Source organism: Desulfatibacillum aliphaticivorans DSM 15576, assembly GCF_000429905.1.
Taxonomy (GTDB): domain Bacteria; phylum Desulfobacterota; class Desulfobacteria; order Desulfobacterales; family Desulfatibacillaceae; genus Desulfatibacillum; species Desulfatibacillum aliphaticivorans.
Genome location: NZ_AUCT01000012.1, coordinates 1 through 23,658, shown reverse-complemented (window position 1 = coordinate 23,658; position 23,658 = coordinate 1). Strand labels below are relative to the sequence as shown.

General features: G+C 52.8%; 20 protein-coding genes and 1 pseudogene. 8 read left to right on the top strand and 13 right to left on the bottom strand.

The features are described from left to right. Positions 1-2: 2 nt before the first annotated feature. From G491_RS0113005 to G491_RS0112970, 8 genes are all read right to left on the bottom strand, one after another. Positions 3-971, bottom strand: a complete 969-nt coding sequence (locus tag G491_RS0113005) for an ABC transporter ATP-binding protein (RefSeq protein ID WP_028314910.1) — start codon at positions 969-971, stop codon at positions 3-5. Then, positions 971-1,948: an ABC transporter ATP-binding protein gene (locus tag G491_RS0113000; RefSeq protein ID WP_028314909.1), complete on the bottom strand. Its 978-nt coding sequence runs from the start codon at positions 1,946-1,948 to the stop codon at positions 971-973. Before G491_RS0113000 ends, G491_RS0113005 begins: the two co-directional genes overlap by 1 nt. Continuing rightward, positions 1,945-3,543, bottom strand: coding sequence for an ABC transporter permease subunit (locus G491_RS36100; protein WP_051327236.1), 1,599 nt, complete (start codon positions 3,541-3,543; stop codon positions 1,945-1,947). The genes G491_RS0113000 and G491_RS36100 overlap by 4 nt, the downstream gene beginning before the upstream one ends. Continuing rightward, positions 3,540-4,580, bottom strand: coding sequence for an ABC transporter permease subunit (locus tag G491_RS0112990; protein WP_035218809.1), 1,041 nt, complete (start codon positions 4,578-4,580; stop codon positions 3,540-3,542). The genes G491_RS36100 and G491_RS0112990 overlap by 4 nt, the downstream gene beginning before the upstream one ends. Before the next feature lie 14 nt (positions 4,581-4,594). Next, on the bottom strand, positions 4,595-6,382 hold the full coding sequence (locus G491_RS30700) for an extracellular solute-binding protein (protein ID WP_051327235.1): 1,788 nt from the start codon (positions 6,380-6,382) through the stop codon (positions 4,595-4,597). Between the two features lie 31 nt (positions 6,383-6,413). Beyond that, the gene (gene dapB / locus G491_RS0112980; protein WP_028314907.1) at positions 6,414-7,244 is read right to left on the bottom strand and encodes a dihydrodipicolinate reductase; all 831 of its coding nucleotides are present in this window, start codon (positions 7,242-7,244) and stop codon (positions 6,414-6,416) included. Positions 7,245-7,487: 243 nt separating this feature from the next. Further along, positions 7,488-9,173: a sugar phosphate nucleotidyltransferase gene (locus G491_RS0112975; protein ID WP_028314906.1), complete on the bottom strand. Its 1,686-nt coding sequence runs from the start codon at positions 9,171-9,173 to the stop codon at positions 7,488-7,490. A gap of 12 nt (positions 9,174-9,185) precedes the next feature. Continuing rightward, the gene (locus G491_RS0112970; RefSeq protein ID WP_028314905.1) at positions 9,186-11,840 is read right to left on the bottom strand and encodes a 1-acyl-sn-glycerol-3-phosphate acyltransferase; all 2,655 of its coding nucleotides are present in this window, start codon (positions 11,838-11,840) and stop codon (positions 9,186-9,188) included. A gap of 222 nt (positions 11,841-12,062) precedes the next feature. On the opposite strand from G491_RS0112970, the gene G491_RS0112965 reads away from it, so the two are divergent. The 3 genes from G491_RS0112965 (at position 12,063) to G491_RS0112950 (ending at position 15,764) form a co-directional block, all read left to right on the top strand. Next, positions 12,063-12,317: a hypothetical protein gene (locus G491_RS0112965; protein ID WP_012610099.1), complete on the top strand. Its 255-nt coding sequence runs from the start codon at positions 12,063-12,065 to the stop codon at positions 12,315-12,317. Between the two features lie 90 nt (positions 12,318-12,407). After that, complete coding sequence (locus G491_RS0112960; RefSeq protein ID WP_012610098.1) at positions 12,408-14,729, top strand: GspE/PulE family protein; 2,322 nt, start codon at positions 12,408-12,410, stop codon at positions 14,727-14,729. Between the two features lie 240 nt (positions 14,730-14,969). After that, positions 14,970-15,764 (top strand): enoyl-CoA hydratase/isomerase family protein, encoded by a 795-nt coding sequence (locus tag G491_RS0112950; RefSeq protein WP_028314903.1) that lies wholly within the window; start codon positions 14,970-14,972, stop codon positions 15,762-15,764. A 386-nt stretch (positions 15,765-16,150) separates the two neighbouring features. On the opposite strand, the gene lepB is transcribed toward G491_RS0112950, so the two are convergent. Together lepB and thiE are read right to left on the bottom strand one after the other, a co-directional pair. Continuing rightward, positions 16,151-16,984 (bottom strand): signal peptidase I, encoded by an 834-nt coding sequence (gene lepB / locus G491_RS0112945; protein WP_028314902.1) that lies wholly within the window; start codon positions 16,982-16,984, stop codon positions 16,151-16,153. A gap of 66 nt (positions 16,985-17,050) precedes the next feature. Next, positions 17,051-17,689 (bottom strand): thiamine phosphate synthase, encoded by a 639-nt coding sequence (thiE, locus tag G491_RS0112940; protein WP_028314901.1) that lies wholly within the window; start codon positions 17,687-17,689, stop codon positions 17,051-17,053. 244 nt (positions 17,690-17,933) lie between these two features. On the opposite strand from thiE, the gene G491_RS0112935 reads away from it, so the two are divergent. Beyond that, on the top strand, positions 17,934-18,887 hold the full coding sequence (locus tag G491_RS0112935) for a M23 family metallopeptidase (RefSeq protein ID WP_051327234.1): 954 nt from the start codon (positions 17,934-17,936) through the stop codon (positions 18,885-18,887). Positions 18,888-18,921: 34 nt separating this feature from the next. On the opposite strand, the gene G491_RS0112930 is transcribed toward G491_RS0112935, so the two are convergent. Next, a complete protein-coding gene (locus G491_RS0112930) occupies positions 18,922-19,626 on the bottom strand; it encodes a Crp/Fnr family transcriptional regulator (protein WP_028314899.1) in 705 nt (234 codons plus the stop codon). 305 nt (positions 19,627-19,931) lie between these two features. On the opposite strand from G491_RS0112930, the gene G491_RS30695 reads away from it, so the two are divergent. The 3 genes from G491_RS30695 (at position 19,932) to G491_RS0112915 (ending at position 22,063) form a co-directional block, all read left to right on the top strand. Then, on the top strand, positions 19,932-20,786 hold the full coding sequence (locus tag G491_RS30695) for a 2-C-methyl-D-erythritol 2,4-cyclodiphosphate synthase (RefSeq protein WP_051327233.1): 855 nt from the start codon (positions 19,932-19,934) through the stop codon (positions 20,784-20,786). A 306-nt stretch (positions 20,787-21,092) separates the two neighbouring features. Next, a complete protein-coding gene (locus G491_RS0112920; RefSeq protein ID WP_028314898.1) occupies positions 21,093-21,296 on the top strand; it encodes a dodecin family protein in 204 nt (67 codons plus the stop codon). A gap of 134 nt (positions 21,297-21,430) precedes the next feature. Beyond that, positions 21,431-22,063: a class I SAM-dependent methyltransferase gene (locus G491_RS0112915; RefSeq protein WP_028314897.1), complete on the top strand. Its 633-nt coding sequence runs from the start codon at positions 21,431-21,433 to the stop codon at positions 22,061-22,063. 425 nt (positions 22,064-22,488) lie between these two features. Here G491_RS0112915 and G491_RS0112910 read toward each other — a convergent pair whose 3' ends face one another. Next, a complete protein-coding gene (locus tag G491_RS0112910) occupies positions 22,489-23,013 on the bottom strand; it encodes an REP-associated tyrosine transposase (protein WP_028314896.1) in 525 nt (174 codons plus the stop codon). Positions 23,014-23,119: 106 nt separating this feature from the next. Next, positions 23,120-23,323 (bottom strand): hypothetical protein, encoded by a 204-nt coding sequence (locus G491_RS30690; RefSeq protein ID WP_051327232.1) that lies wholly within the window; start codon positions 23,321-23,323, stop codon positions 23,120-23,122. Between the two features lie 111 nt (positions 23,324-23,434). On the opposite strand from G491_RS30690, the pseudogene G491_RS35470 reads away from it, so the two are divergent. Further along, positions 23,435-23,658: pseudogene (locus G491_RS35470) on the top strand (DUF6444 domain-containing protein); the annotation flags it as partial.

The window sequence follows — 23,658 nt, the reverse complement described above, 5'->3', positions numbered from 1 at the left end:
CCTTAGTACAAGTGGCATTTTATGGTATTCGGCCCCTGGACGACCACGGGCGGCTCTTCCGTCCTGCAAATATCCATGACATGGGGGCAGCGGGTGTGAAAGCGGCAGCCTTTGGGAGGATTGGCGGGGGAGGGGGGATCTCCTTGTAAAACAATGCGTTGTTTCTTTTTTTTACCCGGCCTGGGCGCTGCGGAAACCAGGGCCTGGGTGTACGGATGGAGGGGGTTGGATACAACGTCCTTGGTGGGTCCGATCTCCACGATCATGCCAAGGTACATCACGGCCGTTCTGTGGGAAATATGCCTGACCACTGCAAGATCGTGCGATATAAATAAGTATGACAGGCCGAATTTTTCCCGCAGGTCCATAAGCAAATGGATGACCTGGGCCTGCACCGAAACGTCCAGGGCGCTCACCGCCTCGTCGCATACAATGAACTCAGGCTTCATGGAGATGGCCCGGGCCACGCTGATGCGCTGGCGTTGTCCGCCCGAGAACTCGTGAGGATACCGGTAAATGGCGTCAGGGTCCATGCGCACCTCCTGCATGAGGGCGCGGGCGGCTTCCTCCCGGGATGAGCCGTTAAGGAGTTTGTGCTCCACAAGCCCTTCGGTGAGGATGTCCATGACCGTCATGCGCGGATTCAAGGAGGCGAAAGGGTCCTGGAAGATCATTTGCATGCGTTTGCGCCAGGATTTGTCCCCTTTGGAGATCTGCAGGGGCTCTCCGTTAAAATGAATGGCGCCTTCCTTGTATTTTTCCAAGCCGATGAGCGTTCTGCCCAAAGTGGTTTTGCCGCACCCGGATTCCCCCACAAGGCCCAGGGTTTCACCTTTATCCACATGAAAGGACACCCCGTCCACGGCCTTTACGTATCCGGCCGTGCGGTTGAGTATCCCCTTATGGATAGGGAACCAGGTTTTAAGCTCCTCCACCTTTAAAAGGGGAGTATGAGGGCTTGCTTCAGGCATTATTTCATCCATTGTTCCGCAAAAAAGCACGCGGCCTTTTTGTTCGGCGCCAGGGTGCGCAGCTCCGGCGATTCCTTTTTACATTGTTCTTCCGCATGAGGGCACCGGTCGTGAAAACGGCACCCGGGCGGATAATTCAACGGCGAAGGCACTTGCCCTTTAATGGTGGCCAACTCCTCCTGGTCCTCGTCCAAAACCGGCACGGACCGCATGAGAGCCCGGGTGTACGGATGCAGGGGATTTTCGAATAAATCCCGGATTTCCGCCTCTTCCACAATTTTCCCTGCGTACATGACCAATACCCGGTCGCACATTTCCCAAATCACGCCAAGATCGTGAGAAATCATCAGCACCGAGGTTTTTTCGTCCCGCATCTGGCGCATGAGGTCGAAAATTTGCGCCGCGATGGTCACGTCCAGGGCTGTGGTGGGCTCGTCCGCAATAATCAGGGAAGGGCCGTTGATCATGGCCATGGCGATCATCACCCGTTGCTGCATGCCCCCGGAAAGCTGAAAAGGGTAGGCTTTCAGCATTCTGTCCGGCTCGGGAATTCCCACCTTGGACAGCCAGTCCCGGCCTTTATCCAATGCCTCCTGTTTGGGCATGGGATAATGCAGCATCACGGCTTCGGCCAGTTGGTCTCCGATTCGATGCAGCGGCGATAAGCAGGCGCCCGGCTCCTGAAAGATCATGCTGATTTCCTTGCCGCGAATCCTGCGCAAGGATTCATGGGGCATGCCGATCAGGTCCTGGCCCTGGAACATGGCCCTGCCCGCACTGATTCGTCCGGGAGGGGAGGGGATCAGGGATAAAAGGCTCATGGCCGTGACCGACTTGCCGCAGCCCGACTCGCCGACCACTCCCAACACCTCGTTCGGCCTGACCGAAAAGGACACGTGGTCCACGGCCCGAAGCGTCCCTTCGTCCGTGACAAATTCCACGCAAAGGCCGTTTATGTCCAACAAGGCTTCCGTCATCGCAACCTGCTGAATTGTTTGGGATCAAACGCGTTTCTCACGCCTTCTCCAATAAATACGCCCAACAACATAACCACAAAAAGCGCCGCCGACGGATACAAAATCAGCCACCAGGCCCATCGGTAGGTCTGAGCCTGAGCCAGCAGTTCGCCCCAACTTGGCGTCGGGGGAGGCAGGCCGAAGCCCAGGTAGTCCAGGGCGGCCAGGGAGCCGATGGCGCCCACCAGGAAAAAGGGAAAAAAGGTGATGATGGGCACTAGGCCGTTGGGCAAAATGTGGCGGATCATGATTTTGTAATCCGGGACGCCCATACAACTGGCGGACTCCACAAAGGCCTGCCGCCTCAGCCGTAAAAATTCGGCCCGCATATAATAGGAAATGCCGATCCAGTTGAATATGGCGTAACAGACCAGAAGCAGCATAAAGCTCCTGCCGTACACCGATCCCAACAGTATCATCACGTACAAAAACGGAATGGCGCTCCAGATTTCGGTTATGCGTTGACCGGTAATGTCCACCAGACCGCCGTAATATCCCTGGATAGCGCCGGCCGCCGTTCCCAGGCCCATGCTGACGACAACCAGGATTAGGCCGAAGCTGAGGGAGGTGCGCAGCCCGTATAAAATCCGCGCCAGCACGTCCCGGCCTGCTCCGTCTATCCCCATAAGATGGCTTTTGACCGGCGGGTAGGGGAACCGAACTTCGTCCTTGGCGAATCCGGCCCGCAAACGCATGCCCTGGTGCTTAAAAAAGAACGGCTCGGCATATCCCGTGAACATGCCTTCCACTTTATCGGTAATGCGTTTTTGCAATTCCTGGGGCAGGGAGTCCCAAAAATGGCGGTCTCCATCGTCAATCTCCAGGGATTTTAAAAACGACAGGTTTTTGGACAAGGCGGCGCTTCCCAAATCGTCCCGGAAAGTCAGCCTTACCAGCCGGGGCGGGGCGGTTTTTGCCGTAAACGCGGGAATGGAGATTTCCACCCCATTGCCCTTGGCGTCCTTGACCCTGGCCTGAAACCGGGGCGAATCTTCGCCCTCAAACCGGCTTTTAACCGCCTGGGCGGCGTCATTCGGCAGGCTGATCAATTCCGGCAAGGAGGCGCCCCTTAAATTTCGATCCTCTTTTCCCAAAAAGCTCCCGGCCTGATTGCTGCGGATGATCTCCAGTTTGGGATTCACGTCCACCGCGCCCACTCTGGGCGTTTGCGCAATGGAAACCATGACGTGATCCGAGGTCATGATGCTTTTGGGATCCGCGCTTTTATACGGGCCGAACGGGATAGGCGGGAATATCATGAAATTGGAGGAATCGTCCTTGAACGAAGGCGTCTGCTCAATTTTTTTGTAATCCGGCCTGGTTTTAAGCCCCCCGGGAATGAAGGCTTTTTCCGGGTAGTAGAAAAATACGGGAAAGTGGGATTTGCCTTCGTAACGCACGTACAAGGGCTTGTCATTGCACAATAATTCGGAGCCCAGGCTCAGGACGTACAGCCCGATCAAAATCCACAACGACCACCACGCAAGGCGCATTTTCCGAAACCGGGCGAGCCTCTTGCGGGTGATGGGGGATATGAAAGTCCGGGCTTTTATCATGATTGGAAATTAATCCTGGGATCAATGAGTACGTAACAGAGATCGGAAAGAATGTTGCCCAGCAGCCCCAATATGGAAGTGATGGAAAGAATTCCCATGAACACCGGATAATCCCGGCCTACAATGGCTTCCAGGCTCAAACGGCCCATGCCGGGAATTTCGAAAATTTGCTCGATGATGACCGAACCGGCGAACATAACCGTCAAGATGCCGCCAAAGCCGGTTGCGATGGGAATGAGCGAGTTCCTGAACGCATGGCCCCAGATGGCCCGGCCCGTGCTTCCGCCTTTGGCCAGGACCGTGCGCACGTAATCCCTGCCCACCTGTTCCATGAGGGAGTTTTTCATGAGCAGGGTCAACACCGCGAAATTGCCCACCACATAACAAAGCACGGGTAAAAACATGTGCATGAACAGGTCCTTGGCTTTTTCCAGGCCGGTCATTTGGGCGAAATCCAGGGAATGGAACCCGGCGATGGGAAAGATGTCCCACATGCCCGTGGTTGTGCCGCAAAACAGCATTTTGAGCACCATGCCCAGAGCCAGAGGCGGGATGGCGTACCCGATAAACACGATGACGCTGGAAATCAGGTCGAACGGCCTGCCGTGGCGCAGGGCCTTCATAATGCCCAAAGGAATGCAAACCACGTAGGAAAGCACAAAGCTGACAATGCCGAAGATGAGGGAGACGGGAAAGCGCTCCTTGATCAACTGCCAGGCGGTTTTGTTGGGAAAGGCGTAGGACTCCATGGTAAAGCCGATGCGGTCGTGCACCAGCCAGGTCCAGTAGCGTTCATAAAAGGGCTTGTCGAACCCGTAATGCTTTTCCAGCGCCAGACGCTGTTCAGCCGATATGCTGCCGGCCAGCCCGCCGCCCTGGCCCACTTCTCCCGAGCCCATGCCCTTCATGGCCATCAAGGCCTGCTCCACCGGTCCTCCGGGCACAAATTGCACCAGCAAAAAGACCAGCATGGTGATGGCGATGAACGTGGGTATCACCAGCAAAAGGCGGCGAATAAAATAATCGGTACGTTCCATGATTTATAGACGCGTCAGTTTTTGGGCTTATCCATGACCGGATCGACGAAAACTTCGTCAAAGACCACGGACAACGGCTTTGGCGGCAGCGGGAGCTTTTGCTCCATGGCGTCCTTCAAGTCAGCTACGGAATAGGGATCCAGCCACCAATAGGATTCGGCGGAGGAATCGTCTCCATACTTGGTCAGGACCGTGTCCGGAGTTCCGAATTTGTTCCAGTACAGCAAACGGGTGTAGTCGATGTTCCACAATAGAACGTAGGGGCATTGTTCGTACACAAGTTGGTCGATTTTCCGGCAGATTTCGTGGCGCTCCTCCACGCTGAAAATGGATTTTTGCATTTCGATCAATTCGTCCACCTTGGCGTTCTTAAACCCGGTGATGTTGTTGCCGCTGGGGCGATCGGCCTCGCTGGACGCCCACATGCCCTCGGGGTCTTTGAACAGCGCGGCGCCCCAGGCCGCCCAGGTGATTTCGTAGTTGAAATCGTCCATGTCCTTCATCCAGGCGGCCCAGTCCTTTTTATCGATGACCATCTGGATGCCCACGTCTTTCAGGTCCTGCTCATAAATGGCCAGGAATCTTTCCGCGGTGGAATCCCGGGTCAGGAATTTTACCGTCAAAGGCTTGCCGTTTTTCTCCAAAAAGCCGGTTTTAGGGTTCACCTTCCAGCCGGAGTCAGCCAGGAGCTTGCGGGCCTTGTCTTTGTTAAAGTCGTAAGGCTGGTTGGGGCAGGGTTTTTCCGGCGAGTACAGATCCTCGAAATACGACTTGTGCAAAAAATATTGATTATACATGATGGCGGCGTTCATTTTTTCCCGGTTGATCAGATGGGCCATGGCCTTGCGCACGTTAACGTCGTCAAACGGAGGCCGGCGCATGTTCATGGCGAACCCCTGAAATCCAACAGGCCGGTAATTTTGGATTTTTTGCTTTATAATCCAATTGTCGGCGAATTGCTGGCCTTCGGTTTCCTTTACCCATGTGCGGGCGGTGTTTACGCCGATTATGTCAATGAGCCCTTTTTTAAAGGCTTCAAAGGCGTTTTCGCTTTCTCCGTAAAAACGCAGCCGGATCGTATCAAAATTGTTCACGCCCTGCACGTTTACCGCGTCGTTATTCCACCAGTCGCGGCGGCGTTTGAGCGTAAGCGAAACATTTTCCGTAAGCTCTCCGATTTCATAAGGGCCTGAAACCACGGGCAGTTCAAAGTTGATTTTGTTGAAGTCCAGGTTTTCGTACGCGTGTTTTGGCAGGATGTCGAACGTGCCGATGGACAGCAGATTTTTCCAATGCACTTCCTTGGCCGTAAAGCGGATTGTGTGGTCGTCCAACACTTCCGGGGATTCAAAGCGGGAGAGGGACACCTTGTGCACTCCGGTTTTATTGGCCGGATTCATGATGGCGTCAAAGGTCCATTTGACATCCTGGGCCGTGACCGGCTTGCCGTCGCTCCATTTGGCCCGTTTGTCGATCCAAAAGGTAAAGGTTTTTTTGTCGTCCGAAATGGACCATTTTGAAGCCAAATGAGGCTCATACTCCAGGTTGCGGCTGCTCATGGAAAGCAGGCTTTCGTACAGTCCGGAAAAAACATGAGCGGCGATGGAGCTGTTTTCCAGGTAATAATTCAGGCTTTTGGGCGAAGGCCCGATGTAAACGCACACCTCGCCGCCCTGCTCTGCGTAAGGGCTGGCTACGGGATCGGGAAGTTCCTTCCAATCCGGCTTGGGAAAGGTTTGATCGCAAAAAGCCGCCGAGGCGAGAAAGAACAGAACCAGCAACACCCGGAAACATGATTTCATGCAGCCTCCGATATTTTTTGATTTTTGAATATTAAACTCCTTGCATGACTTCGATCATGGAAAAAACGCGGCCCTTGGCCCCGCCGCCCACCTTGTTGTTGAGGTAAACCACGGCGTCGGCCGTGCCTCCGCGATAGATGTCCCGGCCGTTCACGTTATGGGTGAAGGAGAATTTCACCGTCTTGTCCGGCGAAACCAGCGTGTAGGTATGCCACCCGTGGCCCCCCAGATACTCCTCGGGCACTCCCAGGTCGTTTTTCTGCTGCTCGGGATCGCGAATTTGGACGATTTGGTCCGTCTCAAAGGGCACGCCCATTTGATTGAAATAACTCACCATGGCCTTGGCCGTGCCGCTGGTGTCCGCCTTGCCCTGTTGATGGCTTTCCTCCAGAGTCAGGCTGTAGCCTTCAAACAGGCCGGGGAAGGTATTGGCCGCATACTCCATCATGGCCTGAAATCCTACAATCTGCTTGGCCATGTTGGGGGCTATGACAGCCGCGATGCCGGAGTTTTTCACGGTTTGGATCAAAGCGGCCCGGTCGCCTCCGGTGGTTCCCATGACAAAAGGAATCCCCACCTTGCAGTAAAGCTCGGCGTTGGGATTCACGGCCGAAGGATGGCTGTAATCCACGATAATATACGAGCCGTACTTATCCAGGGCGGCTTTTAAAGCGCTTTCATGATCCTCGGGCAACGCCAGGTTTACGGAGATTCCTTCCACTTCCACGGATTTATCCGGGATGCCCGGGCCGGTGAGGGACGCGTCCACCAGTTGAAAGCGGTCGTCCTGGGCGATGCTGCTGGAAATAATCTTGCCCATGTTTCCAGGCAAGCCGTTGACCATGACATTTATTTTACTCATAATATTTACTCCAAAGGTTTCTGGTTGTCCATTCATACCAAAACCCGCCCGTCCGAGCAACCAGAGAGACAGTCTGTTCAATCTTTTTAAAATTCTTCTGGGTTCCCAACAATTACACTCGGAAACGGCGATTTTAAATTCTTTTTCAGTTTTTGCGCGAAGCGCCATGTAAGAAGTTTTGATCAATCTTTTTTGCCGCTTTGCGGCGCATGGAAAAAGAGTTTGCCGCCGGAGGCGCGTATTTTAGCAGTTCGCCTTTTTAGTTTTTGGAAGTTCGAGGCTTTTGATGAGTTGTTGCAGGGCTGGGGCTTGGGGAAACAGGTTAATGCGCTTTTTCAGGTTTTGCAGCGCAAGAGGAATGTATTCTTCGAAGCCCGGCTTGTTCATGTTTTGGGAAAGGTGGGCGAAGGCGCCGAGCATTTGCATGTTCCGGTGCAGGGCGCAGTATTGATACCGCTTTAAAAAGGATTCCCGGTCTGCGTTTCTGTATTGGGACAATTCCTTCAGGTACAGGTCGATCAGGCGGTCCTGCACGGATTGGGGCAGGGCGGCGTAAGGATCGATGAGCAAAGACGCCAGGTCGTATTGAGCCGGGCCGATTCTACCTCCCTGGAAGTCGATGAAACAGCACTGTCCGTCCCGGATCATGATGTTTCTGGACTGGAAGTCCCGGTGCAGGAATCCGGGGTGGGCGCCTTCCACCGTTTCCTTTGCAAGTAACTGAAGTTCAGGGAGATAATCCTTATATTTCGCCTGGCGCTTTAAGTACCCGTTCACAAAGGCTTCGAAGAAATACCGGCTTTCCTTTTCCAGGATCAGGCTTTCGTCATAATACTCGGTCTGACAGGTCCAGGCCGGGTCGAACCCTTCATAAGCCCGGACGCTCATCCTGGCCAGATTCTTTACGGCCTGCTCGTACAAGGGTAGAGCCTTCTCGATTCCCTGCAATCCGACAGCCTCTTCCAGGCTCATGTCTCCCAGATCCTCGGCAAAGACAAGCCCTGCGAATCGGTCGTAGGCTAAAATTTTCGGGACCGGAGCGCCTGACTCATGCAGATGCCTTCCGATGGCGTTGTAGGCGTCGGCCTCGTTCCAGTCCGGGCCTTCCGCCAAACCGTGATCCACGGAAACGATGCTTTCGTCATTCAGAGTCAATCGTCGCCATTGACGGGCGGAGCCGCCGCCGGCCAATTCCTTCACATCAAGGTCTTTGGCGTAGACGACGCCCTGGGATTTGGCGAAAACCTGCAGCGCCCCCGTCTCCAGGGCGGCGCGGGCAAGCCCTTCAAAGGACCCCATGTCGTGCCACCAGAGGTTTTCGGGCATCCATACGCCTATGCGCAGGCCTGCAGCCATCATTTCCGAGTAGGCCGCTATGGAGGATTGGAATTCGCCTTTTTTGAGAAAGTCGAAAATGGCCGGATCCACGACCTGAATTCCGGTAAAGGCCCAATAATCCGGCCCGGTTTCGCTTAGAAAACTGACTATTCTGTCTCCGGCAATGAGGACGTTATTGAACTTGGGATAATCGTGAACCACCAGGGTGGCGGCGTTGACGGCGGCCCGTTCGTGCACCCGGCGTAATTCCCCCAGGTCCAGGTCTGTCAGAATATCCCCGTTAACCACCAGAAAGGGCGCGTCGCAGAAGATATGCTCCAGGTTTTTGATGGCGCCGCCCGTGCCCAGGATTTCCGGTTCGTGATAGCAGGTTACAGGGATGGAAAAATTTTTGGACGCGACGAAATCCCGGATCCGACCCCCCAGATGATGGGTGTTGACGGCGATCTCCGTGCATCCCGCCGCTTCCAGGCTGCGGATCATACGCAGCAGGGCGGGAGTTCCGGCGATGGGAATCAACGGTTTGGGCGTTTTTTCCGTGAGAGGCCTAAGCCTTTCGCCAAAGCCTGCGGCCAGGATCAGGGCTTTCATTAGCGGACCTCGTTAGGGAAGAAATGAAAGATAGCGATTCAGCTTCCGGTTGTATTCCTCTATTTTTTCCACGTCTTCCTTGTCCTTGATTCCCTGGGCCGTGAAGAAGGAATAGGCGTTTTCAAAGGTGATCTTCGAGATGGCCTCCATACAGGATAGCTCGCCTTTCTTGTATTGGCTGAATCCCATGGCCGAAAACTTTTTCATCCTGTCTTTCTTGTCCAAGGCCTTGGATGGCTGCAGGGACATAACCTTAAGCACCAGCAGGTAGGACTCGAAAAAGTTTTTCAGGAAGGAAGCGTAGATCCCCAGCATTTTCCTGCCTTCTTCGGTGACCGTATAGGTTTCCGGCAAGGTGGGGTGGGGGATGACGTAATGCTGGTCAATGGCGTTTTTCAGGATTTTGCGGAGTTGCTGATCCAGAGTCGTGTCCAGGTCGTAATGGAACTCGTTTTTAAACAGGGTTTGCAGTTCTTCGTAAGGCTCCACAATCTGAGAAAGGGTGAAGGTGTCATCCTCGTCGGCAAGCACGCACAAGGAGGCCAGGGCCGCCGGGATAAAGAAGCTGATGCAGTTGTTTTTGTAATATTCAAGGTTTATACGGCGTTTGTCCACAACCTTGTAGCGGGTTTCCTGCGGTTCGGAATCTTCTTCCCGTTTTTCTTCCTCGTTATTGTCCTTGTCGTCTTCTTCTTCAATGACTTTGATGAACTTGTCGTTCACAAAGGATTCCAAGGCGGATTTCACTGCGTATTTAGGTTCCTCCAACGTGGATGACAATTCAGCTTCCTGGTTTTTCAAGAATGAGATTAAAAAGCCGACCCGCTCAAACAGTTCCGCTTCCGTAAAGCCTTCGGGAAAATCGGTTAGCACGGCTGCGGCGACCAGGGATTGGGGCGTGACCACGGTCTGGCGGTTGATTGCCATGATGATGCGGTGGCCCAGGTTCCTGCAGACCACGCCTTGTTCGGCGTTGTCCATTTTTTCAAAGGGTTTATCGAACTGGGAAAGCACCGCCTGGATATGGATGGGTTCGTCGAAACGCACGAAAATGCTGCCGTAGCGCCGTTTCAGGACCTTTCTGGCCTTGACCAGCCCGCTCAGGCTTTCGGCTTTTTTTTGTCCGCCTTCCACTTCGTGGAGATATTCGCCTTCTTCGATCACCCGGTCGTAGCCGATGTAAATCGGCATAAAATACAGATTTTTGCATGCCCCGTTACGGTACGCGGCAAGAAGGATGGAAAGCAGCCCGAACTTGGGCAGCACCAGCTTGCCCGTGCGGCTGCGTCCGCCTTCCAGAAAGAACTCGATGTTGAAGCCTTCTTCCAAAAGCCGGTGGATGTATTCCGCAAACACCCGGGAGTACAAGGCCGCGCCCTTGAATGTGCGCCGGATGAAAAAGGCGCCGCAATTCCTGAAGATCGTTCCCATGGGGAAGAAGGACAGGTTCTTACCGGCAGCGATCAAAGGGCAGGGCAGGTTGTTGACGAAAAGCAGGTAGGACAGTATCAGGTAATCGATATGGCTCTTGTGGCAGGGCACAAGCACCACCGGGCCTTTTTGGCTGGCCTTTCTGAACTTCCTGAGGCTTTCGTTGTCCAGGTCCACGCCGTCAAACATATTGTCCGTTAGCCAGCGCACGCACATCTTTAGAAAATTGATGTAGTTGGTATTATATTTTGCTGCAATTTCAGTCAGGTACTTGTCCACTTCCTTGTGGAAGTCCTGAACCTGCTTGCCTTGGGAGATGGCGCGTTCCTGGAGGTAACGCCGGAACTCCTCGTTGCGAAGCACGGTTTCCTTCAGTTCCAACGGGGTTTTGAGGACCGGACCCAGGACCGAGCGCCTGTGCTGGTTGATTCTTTCAATGATCTTCTGGCGCAAAGCGTAGGACAGGTATTCGATGGTCCTGTTTTTATGCTTGGGCTTTTCAATGAATTTTTTTAGGTTGATGGGTTCGGACATTTCCACCAGAAGTTTGTCCGGGGTGCGGAATAAGGTGGATATCCGCTTGAAGCGGCCGGGCTTTTCTTCCGTGCCGAATCCTGCGCCAAGCACGCCGTGTTTGGTTTTTTGAGGTTTGGTGCCGTACAAAAACAGATGGGGGGCTATATAAATGGGCCTCTCCAGATCCATTTGCATGCGGAGAAGATAGGTCAGCGGGTCGGGGCCTTGCTTGACATAACGCTTATAAAAACCCTTTTCACTCACCATGCTGACCAAGGCGCTTTTGCCGGCGCATAACTGCCGGCGAAAATAGTGGCTTTTATAGGGATTATGGATGGCCCGGAAACGGAGCATGTGGTCTATATGGCCCAGGATAATGCGGAAAATGCGGAGGATGGGCTGCCCCAGGATAAAGCGCCTGTCAAAGGCGATTTCCGGAAAGGGCGCTTTCAGGTCGGAGTATCGGTTGTGAAAGTACAGGGTTTCAAACAGGCTGCGGTATTTGGTGGCGAAGACCACGATGCCGTCCTTTTGCATTTGCCGGAGGGATTCCAGGTCGTCTTCATTGACTGTGATCCCGGTATAAAAGAGCCGGAGCATGAGTCGGGTCAGCCAGCCTCTTTTTTCGGGCAGATGGCACCAAAAATGGTCGTATGTGCCTTGGAGAAATCTATCCATCCAGCGTCTGAAAAAAGCCATAATTTTATTCAATATCCGCATATGATGACCTCCGCGCGGGCAGACCGTGTCTGGTTTAGGAAAGGGCGAACGTAGCAAAGCCGTAGACCAAGGGCAACCTATTTTTCGTCTTTCATACCACTAAACCATAATACATTGACACTCGTTTTCAATTCATGTAATGATAAATAATCAATTATTTTGGATTACGCCAACCAAAGATCGGCTGATTGCAGTACACAACATCTTGCGGAGATTGGAAATTTGTCGAATACACCCGGTTCCTCGGCCCAGTTGGTCTGGGGCGTCACCCTGGCGCTCATGGGTATTGCGGTCTTTATCAGGGTGCCTCAGGTTGTGCCTGAACTGGTAAAAAAAATGAATATGGCTTCCGGCGAAGCCTTTATTAGTTTTTGCATGTACTTGGTTGGGGTTATCCTGCTGGGAGGCGGCGTAAAGAAGATTTACGCCCATTATTATTCCGGCGATGATAACGACTCCAACGGAGACCAAACCTAGTTGCATGGCCGTAACGATGCCATTAAACCTCAAACTGAACATACTCACCCTTTACAGACCTGATTGCAGGGTCGGATTACCGGAAGAGCTATGGCTGTCGTAGAAATCACCAAAAAGCCTACCAACGGACAAGAGGTCACCGCGCTGAAAGCCGCTCCCGAAGTCGGGGGCAAGCTCCAGGAAGTGACCAACAAAATCCACTCGGCTAAAAATCTGGACGAAATCCTCATTGACCTGAAAAACGACATCACCAGCATTTTCGAGGTGGACCGGGTCACCATATACGTGGTGGACGGGGTGCGCAGGGAACTGGTGTCCAGGTACAAGTCGGGGACCGATATCGGTGAAATCCGTGTGCCCATTGCAAACATGAGCATCGCAGGGTACGCGGCCAGCAAGCAGAAGGTGGTCAATGTCAAGGACGTTTATGACGAAGCCGAACTAAAATCCATTGACCCGGCTTTGCGTTTTGACTCGCGTTGGGACAAAAAGACCAAGTTCACGACCAAACAGGTTTTGGCCGTTCCCATCACGTTCAAATCCTTTTTGCTGGGCGCCATACAGCTCATCAATCGCCAGGACGGAAATCCTTTCAGTCCGCACGACGAGCAGGACGCCGCCTCCCTGGCCAAGACCCTGGGCATCGCCCTTTATAACCAACGGCGCATGGTCAAGGCGCGTCCCACCAAATTCGACTATCTGCTGAACAACAGCATCATCACCTCCAAGGAGCTGGAAAAGGCCATCGCACAGGCCAGGAGCAACAAAGAGCCTGTGGAAGCCCTTCTCATCAGGGAGTATAAAGTCCCCAAAAAAGACGTGGGCACATCCCTCTCCAAGTTTTACAAGGTTCCCTACGAGGAATTCACAGACACCGCCCCCATCCCCGGAGATCTGCTTAAGGGCCTTAAAGTCCCGTTCATGAAAAACAACATCTGGGTGCCCCTGAGGGAGGAAGACGGCCAGATCATTATCGCCATCGACAACCCCACGGACATCCAGCGCATCGACATCGTCAAAGGCCTGTTCCCGGGCAGGGATCTGGTCTTCCACGTGGCATCCAGGGAAGACATCCTGGCTTTTATCAAGCTCTTCACGACGGAAGAAAAAGAGCTTGGCTCCATCGACTCCATCCTGGAACAACTCCAGGCTGAAGAAGAAGAGATGGAAGAAGAAATGCAGGGTGTGGGCGAGGAGGACAGCGCGGTCGTCCAGCTCGTCAATAAAATCATCCTGGATTCCTACGCCAGAAACGCGTCGGATATTCATATCGAGCCGTACCCAGGCAAGCAGAATACCAAGGTCCGCATCCGGGTGGACGGCGCCTGTGCGGTGTATCAGACCATTCCGTACCAATACCGGAACGCCGTGGTCTCGCGTATCAAAATTATGTCCGACCTGGACATCGCCGAACGCCGGAAACCCCAGGACGGCAAGATCAAATTCAAAAAGTACGGCGGCAAGGACATCGAACTCCGCGTCGCCACCATTCCGACCCAGGGCGGCATGGAAGACGTGGTCATGCGTATCCTGGCCGCGGGTGAGCCTATCCCCCTGCCCAAATTGGGGCTTTTGGAATGGAACTACAAGAACTTCGTGGACTGCGTCATTCAGCCTTACGGCATCATCTTCGTCTGCGGGCCTACCGGTTCGGGTAAAACGACCACGCTGCACTCGGCCCTGGGCTATATCAACAAGACGGAAACCAAAATCTGGACGGCGGAGGACCCCGTCGAAATCACCCAGGCCGGACTCCGGCAGGTTCAGGTGCAAGCCAAAATCGGCTTTGACTTCGCCGCGGCCATGCGCGCCTTTCTCCGCGCCGACCCGGACGTGATTATGGTCGGCGAAATGCGCGACAAGGAAACCACCAGCATCGGCATCGAGGCTTCCCTCACCGGTCATTTGGTTTTCTCCACACTCCATACCAACTCGGCGCCTGAATCCATCACCCGTCTTCTGGACATGGGCATGGATCCCTTTAACTTCGCCGACGCCATTTTGTGCATCCTGGCCCAACGTCTTGGCAGAACCCTGTGCAAAGACTGCAAGGAAGAGTACACCCCCTCGGAAGATGAATGGAAAGAACTGGTCAGGGAGTACGGCGATGGGGATACGGAGTACTTCTACACGAAAAATCCGGATCTCAAATACAGCGACGAAATCAAAATCAACAAGGTCAAGGGCTGCGACCGCTGCCATAACACCGGGTACCGCGGCCGTATGGGTCTCCATGAACTCCTTTTGGGCACGGACGAAATGAAGAAACTTATCCAAATGCAGGCCAAAATGGAAGACCTGCGCGGGCAGGCTATCAATGACGGCATGACCACCCTGAAACAGGACGGCATCATGAAGATCCTGGGCGGCAACCTGGACCTCATCCAGGTCCGCAAGGTATGCATCAAGTAGTCATAATAGATATAACAGTACGATCCAACGGGCTTCCCAATTCCATGGGCGGCCCGTTTTTATATCCGGTTTTTCACGATTCGATATTTTTCCGTCCTCGCGCGGAGCGCCATTGTAAAGTTTTGATCAAATTTTTTCAAAAGTTTGCCGCCGGAGGCGCGTAGTTTGGCAGTTGTAAGTTTTGCCGCCGGAGGCGTTTTTTCAGTATTTGTTTAAAAATAACCTTTTTGGAGAGTTTTTATGTCCCCTAAAACCGTTATAGTGCAGGAAGAAGGCCCTTTGGCCGTTGTTTCGTTCAATCGGCCCGACCATAAAAACGCCATGACCCTGGACGTACTCCGGGAAATGTACGAACTGGCCCGGAGCTTTGAAGTCCGGACGGACATCAACGCGATCATCGTCACCGGAGGGGATCAGTTTTTTTCCGCGGGCATGGATTTGTCCGATCCCGGCCTCATGGCCGTCTTTGATGCGCCTCTTTCCCAAAAACGGAAGCTCATGGAATACGGCCCCCGCATGTGCCAGGCCTGGGAGGATCTGGACCAGATCACCATCGCGGCCATGGAAGGCTTTTGCGTGGGGGGAGGGGTGTCTCTCGCCAGCTCCCTGGATTTCCGGGTTATGGCCAAGTCCTCGTATATCCGGGTTCCCGAAATCGGCTTGGCCATGAACATGAGTTGGGCCACCATACCGCGTCTGGTGCATCTTGTAGGACCCGCCCGCACCAAGGAAATCGTGCTGTTCGGCGAGCGGATCAATTCCCTGAACGCCTACGAATGGGGCTTCGCCCAGCGGATTTGCCCTGACGGCGGGTCCATGCAACACGCCCGGATTCTGGCGGACAAGGCTCTTGCCCTGCCTCCGGTGCCTTCTGCCATGACAAAGCAGACGGTCAATGCCGTCTCCCGCGCTTTGGATCGCTCCGTTTCCCACATGGACGCGGACCAGTTCGTCCTGACCATGATGTCCAAGGATTTTGAAGAGGCCATGCAGGCCTTTATGGAAAAGCGCAAGCCGCGGTTTAAGGGAGAGTGATGTCTGAAGGGGGTTATTCGGATTAACGTTTGAAATTATTGAAAATTAGGTCATATAAAGGGTTTTGGCTTGGCTCGCTCCGGATCACGAAGGGCGAATCACCCGTTTTCCCGTGGAGATCGAAGGCCCTTTGCCCATCCGGGATTTGTAAAACAAGGGCAGGCGCAGGGGGCTGTCCCTACAAAATTATTTTTGCCTTTATTTCATATCCTTTGCGCGGAGCGCCATTTAAGGTTTTGATCAAACTTTTTCAAAAGTTTGCCGCCGGAGGCATAAATAAATTCCGCCGGAGGCGCACAGTTTTGCAGTTATGAGTTTTGCCGCCGGAGGCGAGAAATAAAGGCAGGGACAGAATCGAACGCTTTCGGAACGAGTAGACCTCCTCTTCATTCAATGGGAATCATCACCCGACTCATATCCCATGAATAAACAACCAGGATGGGCTTGCCGATTATGTCGCTTTCGTCCACCAATCCGAAATGGCGGCTGTCCCGGCTGTGACTGCGGTTGTCGCCCATGACAAAGTACTTTCCGTAAGGGATGTTCAGGGGGCCGAAGTTTTCCTTTTTCAGGCCCTTTTTGTCAGTGGGCATGGGTTCGGTATAGTTTCCGAAAATATCCGGCGTCTGTTTTCCGTCAATGAACAGGTTTCGAAACCGGATTTCCAACTCCTCCCCCGGCAGCCCCGCAACCCGCTTGACCATAACCCGGCCCGGCTTTTTGGGGTTGTTGAACACCACGCAGTCCCACCTCAGGGGCGGAAATTTGTCATAAGCATGCTCGTCCACCAGGATGACGTCCCCCCCGGTCAGGGCAGGGGACATGGATCTGGAGGGGATTTTATAGAGATTCAAGGATGTTGTAAAAAATATGACCGGCAGGAGCAAGAGAGTGCAAAGCGCCAGAAACCCCAGGCTGTATATAGTGTAGTAAATCCAGTGGTTGTATTTTTTAGGGTAGTACTCAAACCGTTTTCGAGCTCCCAGCCAGGCGTCAACTATTTGATAAATGTAAAAGACGGTACTAAGAACAAAACTCCAGATCACGCCGCTTAAGCCGTGAAGAACGCCTAAGCCGTAAAGCCCTGCCAGCCCAAAAGAAAAGCAGACGACCAGCAAAGCGCCGAACAACAACTCTCCGTTGTACATCTGCCCTAATCCGGGGATGTGCGCGGAAAGCAGTACGGCGTGAAAAGCGTTTCGAGGCTTGAGTTCTTTCATGTCCAGGCTCTGGGTTGATGGGGAGGTTGCTTAAAAGATCCAACAGGCTGCGGCAATCGAAATATTTTACTGTCTGGCTTTTTGGATCGCCGCCGCAAGGTTTCGGGACGCCTGCTCAATGTCCGGCTGGGAGCAAATGGCCGAAACCACCGCCAAACCGTCGGCGCCCGCCCTGATCACTTCCGCGGCGTTGGACAGGTTGACGGAGCCGATGGCTATTAAAGGCGTTTTGGTGATGGTGCGAATTTCGGCCAATCCCCCCAGGCCGATGGCCGGCGCGGCGTCCGGCTTGGTCTGGGTGGCGAAAATCGGCCCTACGCCCAGATAGTCGGCGTCCAGGGAGGCGGCCTCCTTCACCTGGTCCCTGTTTTCCACGGACAATCCAACAATCGCATCCGGCCCCATAATGCGCCGGGCGTCTTGGTAAGGCATGTCCGTCTGGCCGATGTGAAGGCCGGCGGCGCCCACCGCCAGAGCTATGTCCGCCCGGTCGTTGATGATGAGCGGAACCCCTTTGGCGTCCAGAAGTTTTTTGGCGGCCCTGGCCAGTTCCACAAAGGTCCTGGAATCGCATTCCTTTTCGCGAAGCTGCACCACCGTCGTTCCGCCATTCGCGGCCTTTTCCATGACTTCCATGAGGCTCCTGCCCAGAGACAAAGGCCGATCCGTCACCAAATATAAGCTGTAATCGATGCTCTTTTTCATGGTCAGCCATATATCAATTTGACAAATAAAACTCAAAGGGTTTAAAAGAGCATATCGATTGGGCGGTCTTCCGGCGATCAAATTTGATGTCTGTCGTCCCCTGTGTTTCCACAGGGGTTTTCCGAGAATATAACATATAACGAGTTGAAACACTTACAAAGTCTTGACAAAGATTGACATTGGTGTATAACATTCCCCGATGGCCGTGTAGTTATTCCGGTAACGCTAAAGTGGAAAAGGATTAATGGCTGCAAAATCAAGTAAATACACTGTATGCCTTCTTCCCCAGGATGGGTCTGCCCCCAAACAGTTTACGCTTTCCAAGTGGATGGTTTGGGTTTTTGTCGTGCTGATAACAGGCGTTATCGGCGCAGGCGTATATCTCGGCGTGGACAATTACAAGCTCAGACTTTCCCAAGACAACTCCCTGGAACTTAAAAACACCATCACCGCACAGGATCGGGAAATCGAACGGTTGAGAGTTCAGTTCGCCCAATCCGCCGAACGCATCAATAAATTCAACGAAACTTTGCTCAGCCTGCATGAATTTGAAAAGAAAATCCGCCTTTTGGCCAATCTGGAAGACGCGGAGGACTCCAGTTCCTTCCTGGCTATCGGCGGTTCTTTTCCCGATGAACTGGATCCCTCTTTGCTGGAAGATGCGGAGCCTTCCAATGTAATCCGGGAAATGAACGCTCAGGTGAAGGATTTAAATTCCATCTCCGCGGCTACGGAAAACAGTCTGGGCGCTTTGATCGGGTATTTGGAAGACAAAAAAGACGTGCTGGCCTGCACGCCTTCCATCATGCCTCTTCAGGTCAAGAAAGACCAGCACTGGTATTTCTCTTCCCGCTTCGGCTATCGCACTTCGCCTTTCACAGGCCTTAAGGAGTTCCACAAGGGCCTGGACCTTTGCGCATCCACGGGAACCCCCATCATGTCCACCGCCAACGGCAAAGTCACTTTTTGCGGCAAAAAAAGCGGCTTCGGCAACGTGATCGTAATCGATCACGGGCACGGCATCTCCACCCGGTACGCCCATCTTAACAAATTCAACGTTAAAAAGGGCGATAAGGTTCAACGGGGCGAGATTGTGGGAGAAGTCGGCAATACGGGACGCAGCACAGGCCCCCACCTCCATTACGAAGTGCACCTGAACGGCGTGCCCATGAATCCCCAAAGGTACATCCTCAACTAAATTTTTGAACTGACCAGGACTCCTGGTGGAAGGGTCAGGCGGATTCCAGCATAGGCAGGATAATCCGCTTGTCTTCATGGATGATCTTCCCCCCGCTTTTCAGGGCCTTCATGGCCCGGGTGATGCTCACCCGATGGGCGCCCGTCAAAAAGCTCAGGTCTTCATGCGTCAGGGGGAACTGAATCACCACGCCTCGGGCGCTTTTGGCGCCGTGCTCCTGGGCCACGTTAGCCAGTACGCGATACAGCCTGTCCTCAATATTGGATACGGCCAGGCTTCCCACCCGGCTGGTCAGGCGCGAAATCCGTTCGCTCAGGTTTTTGATGATTTGCAGGCCTACCTGGGGGTGATCCAAAACCAGTTGTTCAAACTGGTCCCGGGTGAATCCGCAGGTAAAGGTGTCTTCCAGGCAATAAGCGCTTACGGGGTATTCCCCCTCTTCGGAGAACATGTTTTCGCCCACAAAGTCGCCGGCTTTCCGAATGTCCAGAGTCAACTCCGTCCCGTCCTCCAAAACCTTGGTCAGCTTGACCCGGCCTCCTTTGATCAGGAACATTTCATCCGTTGGGTCGCCTTGAAGAAAAAGGGAATCTCCCTTTTCCAGCTTTTTCCGCATGGCGTTGACGGCCAGGGCCTTGACGTCCTTGGGGGCCAAATTCCGAAAAACCCAGAGGTGGCCGATGCAAACAGGCGAAAGTTCAATGGAATCGCCGGCCATTTCACGGCATAAACAACTCATGCGTCTAATCCTTTCCTAATAATGCACACCAGTCTAAGAGCCATACTATAATCATGCCGGAATTGATGTAGCAAATGCTACATTTAGCGGAAATTTGGAGGATTTTTCAATCTCGCCTTTGTCTGATCACGTTTTTGCAGGCCTGAAATTTTTGGGATAGCATGGATATTGCATACTGCTATTGGGGATGTCCGGACGTTGGTTTGATAAATATTTATCTTTTTATCAGATGGTTATTGTTTGTTGTTTTTGCAGTGATACTTTGGAGCGTCTGTGGTTTTGCTCGGAATATGGGAGTTTGGGGAATGAAAAGAATCCTGTTGGTGGAAGACAGCACCCTTTTTGGATCGTCTGTGAAGGAAAAAATTGAATCGAAATTTGAATGCGCCGTCCATTGGACGAAGTCCTTAAAAGACACGGAGGCTCTTTTTGCTGAGCAAGAGGAGGATTTTGCCATTGGGATTCTTGATTTCGTGCTACCTGACGCTCAAAACGGTGATATTATTGACATGGCCATTATCGGCATTTCCAGCGATGAAGACGGAGTCGTTTCCGCTCAGTTCATAAAAAGCGGCGCCTCGGACTTTTTGAACAAACCATTTCTGGCGGAGGAATTTTATTGCCGCGTAACTCAAAACCTGGATTTGCTGGATTATATTCAGGAAGTCAAAGATCTTTCCTCCAAGGATTTTCTCACCGGATTGTATAACAGACGATATTTTTTCGACCTGGGAAAAAAAATTCATGCTTCCGCATTGCGGGAAAAAACCAAAATCGCCGTCGCCACGGTTGATATAGATTATTTTAAGCGGGTTAACGACACCCACGGTCATGACGTGGGAGACCTGGTCATCCAGTCCGTCTCAAATATTCTTGTAAACGCCTGCCGCGAAACTGACATTGTGTCCCGGTTCGGCGGCGAGGAGTTCTGCATTCTGACCCCGAATATAACTCCGGCGGACAGCCTCAAGTTGTTTGAACGCGTCCGCCAAACCATTCAAGACTCCGTGATTCAGGTGCAAGGCGCCGACATAAGGGTAACTGCAAGCATAGGCGTGTGCAGCACCTTGCTCAAGACGCTTGACGAAATGATTGTCCGTTCGGATCAAATGCTGTATCGGGCTAAAAACCAGGGCCGTAACAAGGTTCAGATCACCTGAGATCAAGGAACGATCCTATGACGCCGCCCTGGCGCCCACACTGCGTCCTCGGGAACATTTTCTTGACAGGACCAAAGCCTCGCCCGTAAATTTGTTAACTGGAACACCCAAACATTCGCCTTTTGTTCGGACTCCGCCTCCTTTTGGCAAGCGCGCCCGTCGCTTCCTGCATTCCTTGCCGTGTTCCTCAGGCGCATCATGCCGTAAAATCAAGTTTTCGCCCTAATGGGCCTATTTCCGGAAAGCCGCTTTGGCGGCCATGGACGTGTGTTTTCTTTTGTTCACCCCAACAAGAGGAGGACCGGCATGAGCGTTTACAAAATCATAGAACTGGTTGGCAGCAGCCCCACTTCCTGGGAGGACGCGGCCAAACTCGCCGTGGAAACCGCATCTCAATCCCTCAAAGATCTTCGGGTGGCCGAAGTAAAAGAGCTTGACTTGAAAATTGAAGATGGCAAAGTAACGGCTTACAGAGCCAAGGTAAGCGTTTCGTTCAAGTACGAGAAATGACGCTCATCAGAGCAAGCTGCAGGGCGTTTTAGCCGCCCGAAAATCAAAACCAGCCGGGGCCGGCGGCCTTGCCCGCCCCGGCTCTCAATGACGAAACCGGAGTCGTCCGGAAGTCCGTTTGCAAGGAGGGGGAAATGGACCAGGTGGATAGGTCCCAGTGGTTTTACGGGATTTTGTACGGAGTTTTTTACGATCCGCTGGAAGGCGGTCACAGAAGCATGATATCTGCTTTAATACCGGAAGGATGCACGGTTCTGGACGTCTGCTGCGGCACAGGCAGGCTGGCCTTGGACCTGGCGCCGAAATGCGAAAAAATAACCGGCGTGGATATGTCCGCCCGGATGCTTCGATTCGGGGAATTCCTGAAAAAAGGAAGCAAGGCCTCTAACGTGGAGTTCGTCCACGGCGATGCCACCCGCCTGGAAGACGCCGTGGATCATACATACGATTACGCCGTTATCTCCCTGGCTCTGCACGAAATGCCCGCGCAGGACAGGCTGGCGACTATCCGGTCCATGACCCGGGTCGCCAAACAGTTGATCATTTCCGACCATTCCGCGCCCCAGCCCAAGACCATCCCCGGCTATCTGACCACCCTGGCCGAGCTCTGCTTTGGCGGCAGAAGCAATTTCGCCGTATACAACGAGTTCAACGCATCAGGCGGCATTGTCGGCGCCCTGGAGCAATGCGGCCTCACCCCGGAAAACCGGATGCTGGACGACAAAAAAATCCGGGAGGTGGTCACGGCCTCGGGATGTTCAGGGTAAAATGTTCGGGGAGAAAAATATCCCACGAAAATCCAATATTTTGGAATTGATTGGGTAGCCCGGGCAGAGCAGTATCCTGCCCGGGTGCGCCAGCACATGGTGTTTTTAGAAAAACTTCGACAACTGTGGTTTCCGATTGTATCAGCGAGAAGAATGTTTATCATGAATCCATCTTCGAGATTCAGTGGGGGCCATGGCGCCTCTCCAATCAGATGTAAGTGATTTATATTAAAAACATGTCCTTCGGACCCTGGCACGATACTACTGTGCCAGGGCTACCCATGACCCTCACCGCGGCAAGCCGGATTGCATCGCAAATGTAAGACGAAGTAGCTGCCAGGATTTCCTCCATAATTGAAGGCGTTTTTGGTAGGGTATCCCGGGCAGAGCAGTATCCCGCCCGGGTGCGTGAGCACATGGTGTTTTTAGAAAGCCTTTGTCAGTGAGACTCCCACTGGTTTTTTATCAGTGTACCACCGAGCGGAACTATGAAGCCAATCCTCCGACCTTTTGACCAACCCCGCCTTCACCGGATTTCGGTGCATATACTTAATCTTTTCTATAGCCTTGGATTTGGAATAAATCTCAAACGAGTGGTATCTGGGCTGCCACATGGGTTTGTTCAGGTCTATGCGCAAATCGTTTTCCGTGAAAGTTTCCCTAAAGAGTTTTTTTAACCCCATGGATGACCTGCGTTTCCATTGGCTCATAAAGGTGCTTAGTTGTCCTGGTTCTTTAAACCGTACCAAAGCGTGCACATGGTCGAGCATGACGACGAATCCCATGCACTCGCCCTTTTGGTTTTTCAACTGCTCCGCCAAATAATATATCACGATTCCCCGCGCCCCTTTATCCCGCAAAAACAGGCTTCTTCGGTAACAGGAAAAGGAGATGAAGTGGCCGTATAGCTTTTCGTCGTGAATCCTTCTTCGAGATTTTGTAGGGGACATGGCGTTTCTCCAACAATAATGGGAGGTTTGCCGTGAAAAAACATGTTCGTCAAACCCTGGCGCGATACTACTGTGCCAGGGCTACCCGTTTTCAGTTATATCCTTCTTAATAATCCGCTGCTCTAACTTCAATCGTCTCCACCTTTCTATTTGATATGTCTGTTATTTCCTTAATAGTTAATTGAAACCAATACTCCTTTCCGCTTTTACTAAAAAAGCTAAAGCAGAAGGCATTTTCATCTGCGTCATATCCTCCACAAAAAGATGCCGTTTGAAACATATCATCACTTTCAATACCAGTCCATTCCAAGTCAGATTTTCCCTCCTCCAATATTTCGTAAGCGTTCAGGGGGCTAAAAAAAGTCCTACTTAGGAATTATTCCTACTAGACGTCCTCTGTGTTATGTGCTAGGGTTGTTTCATGAAACCCAAGCGCCCCATATCCGACCTGGACTGGCAACTCACTCCCCAACCTATGCGTGAGTATGTGCTCTATCTGGAACGCACCGTCCAACAGCTTCAACAATCCGTGGACCAACTCACCCAGCTTGTTCAGGAACAGGGCCAAATCATTCAACAGCAAAACAAACGCATTGAAAAATTGGAAGCCCAGCTCAACAAGAACTCCGGTAATTCCAGCAAACC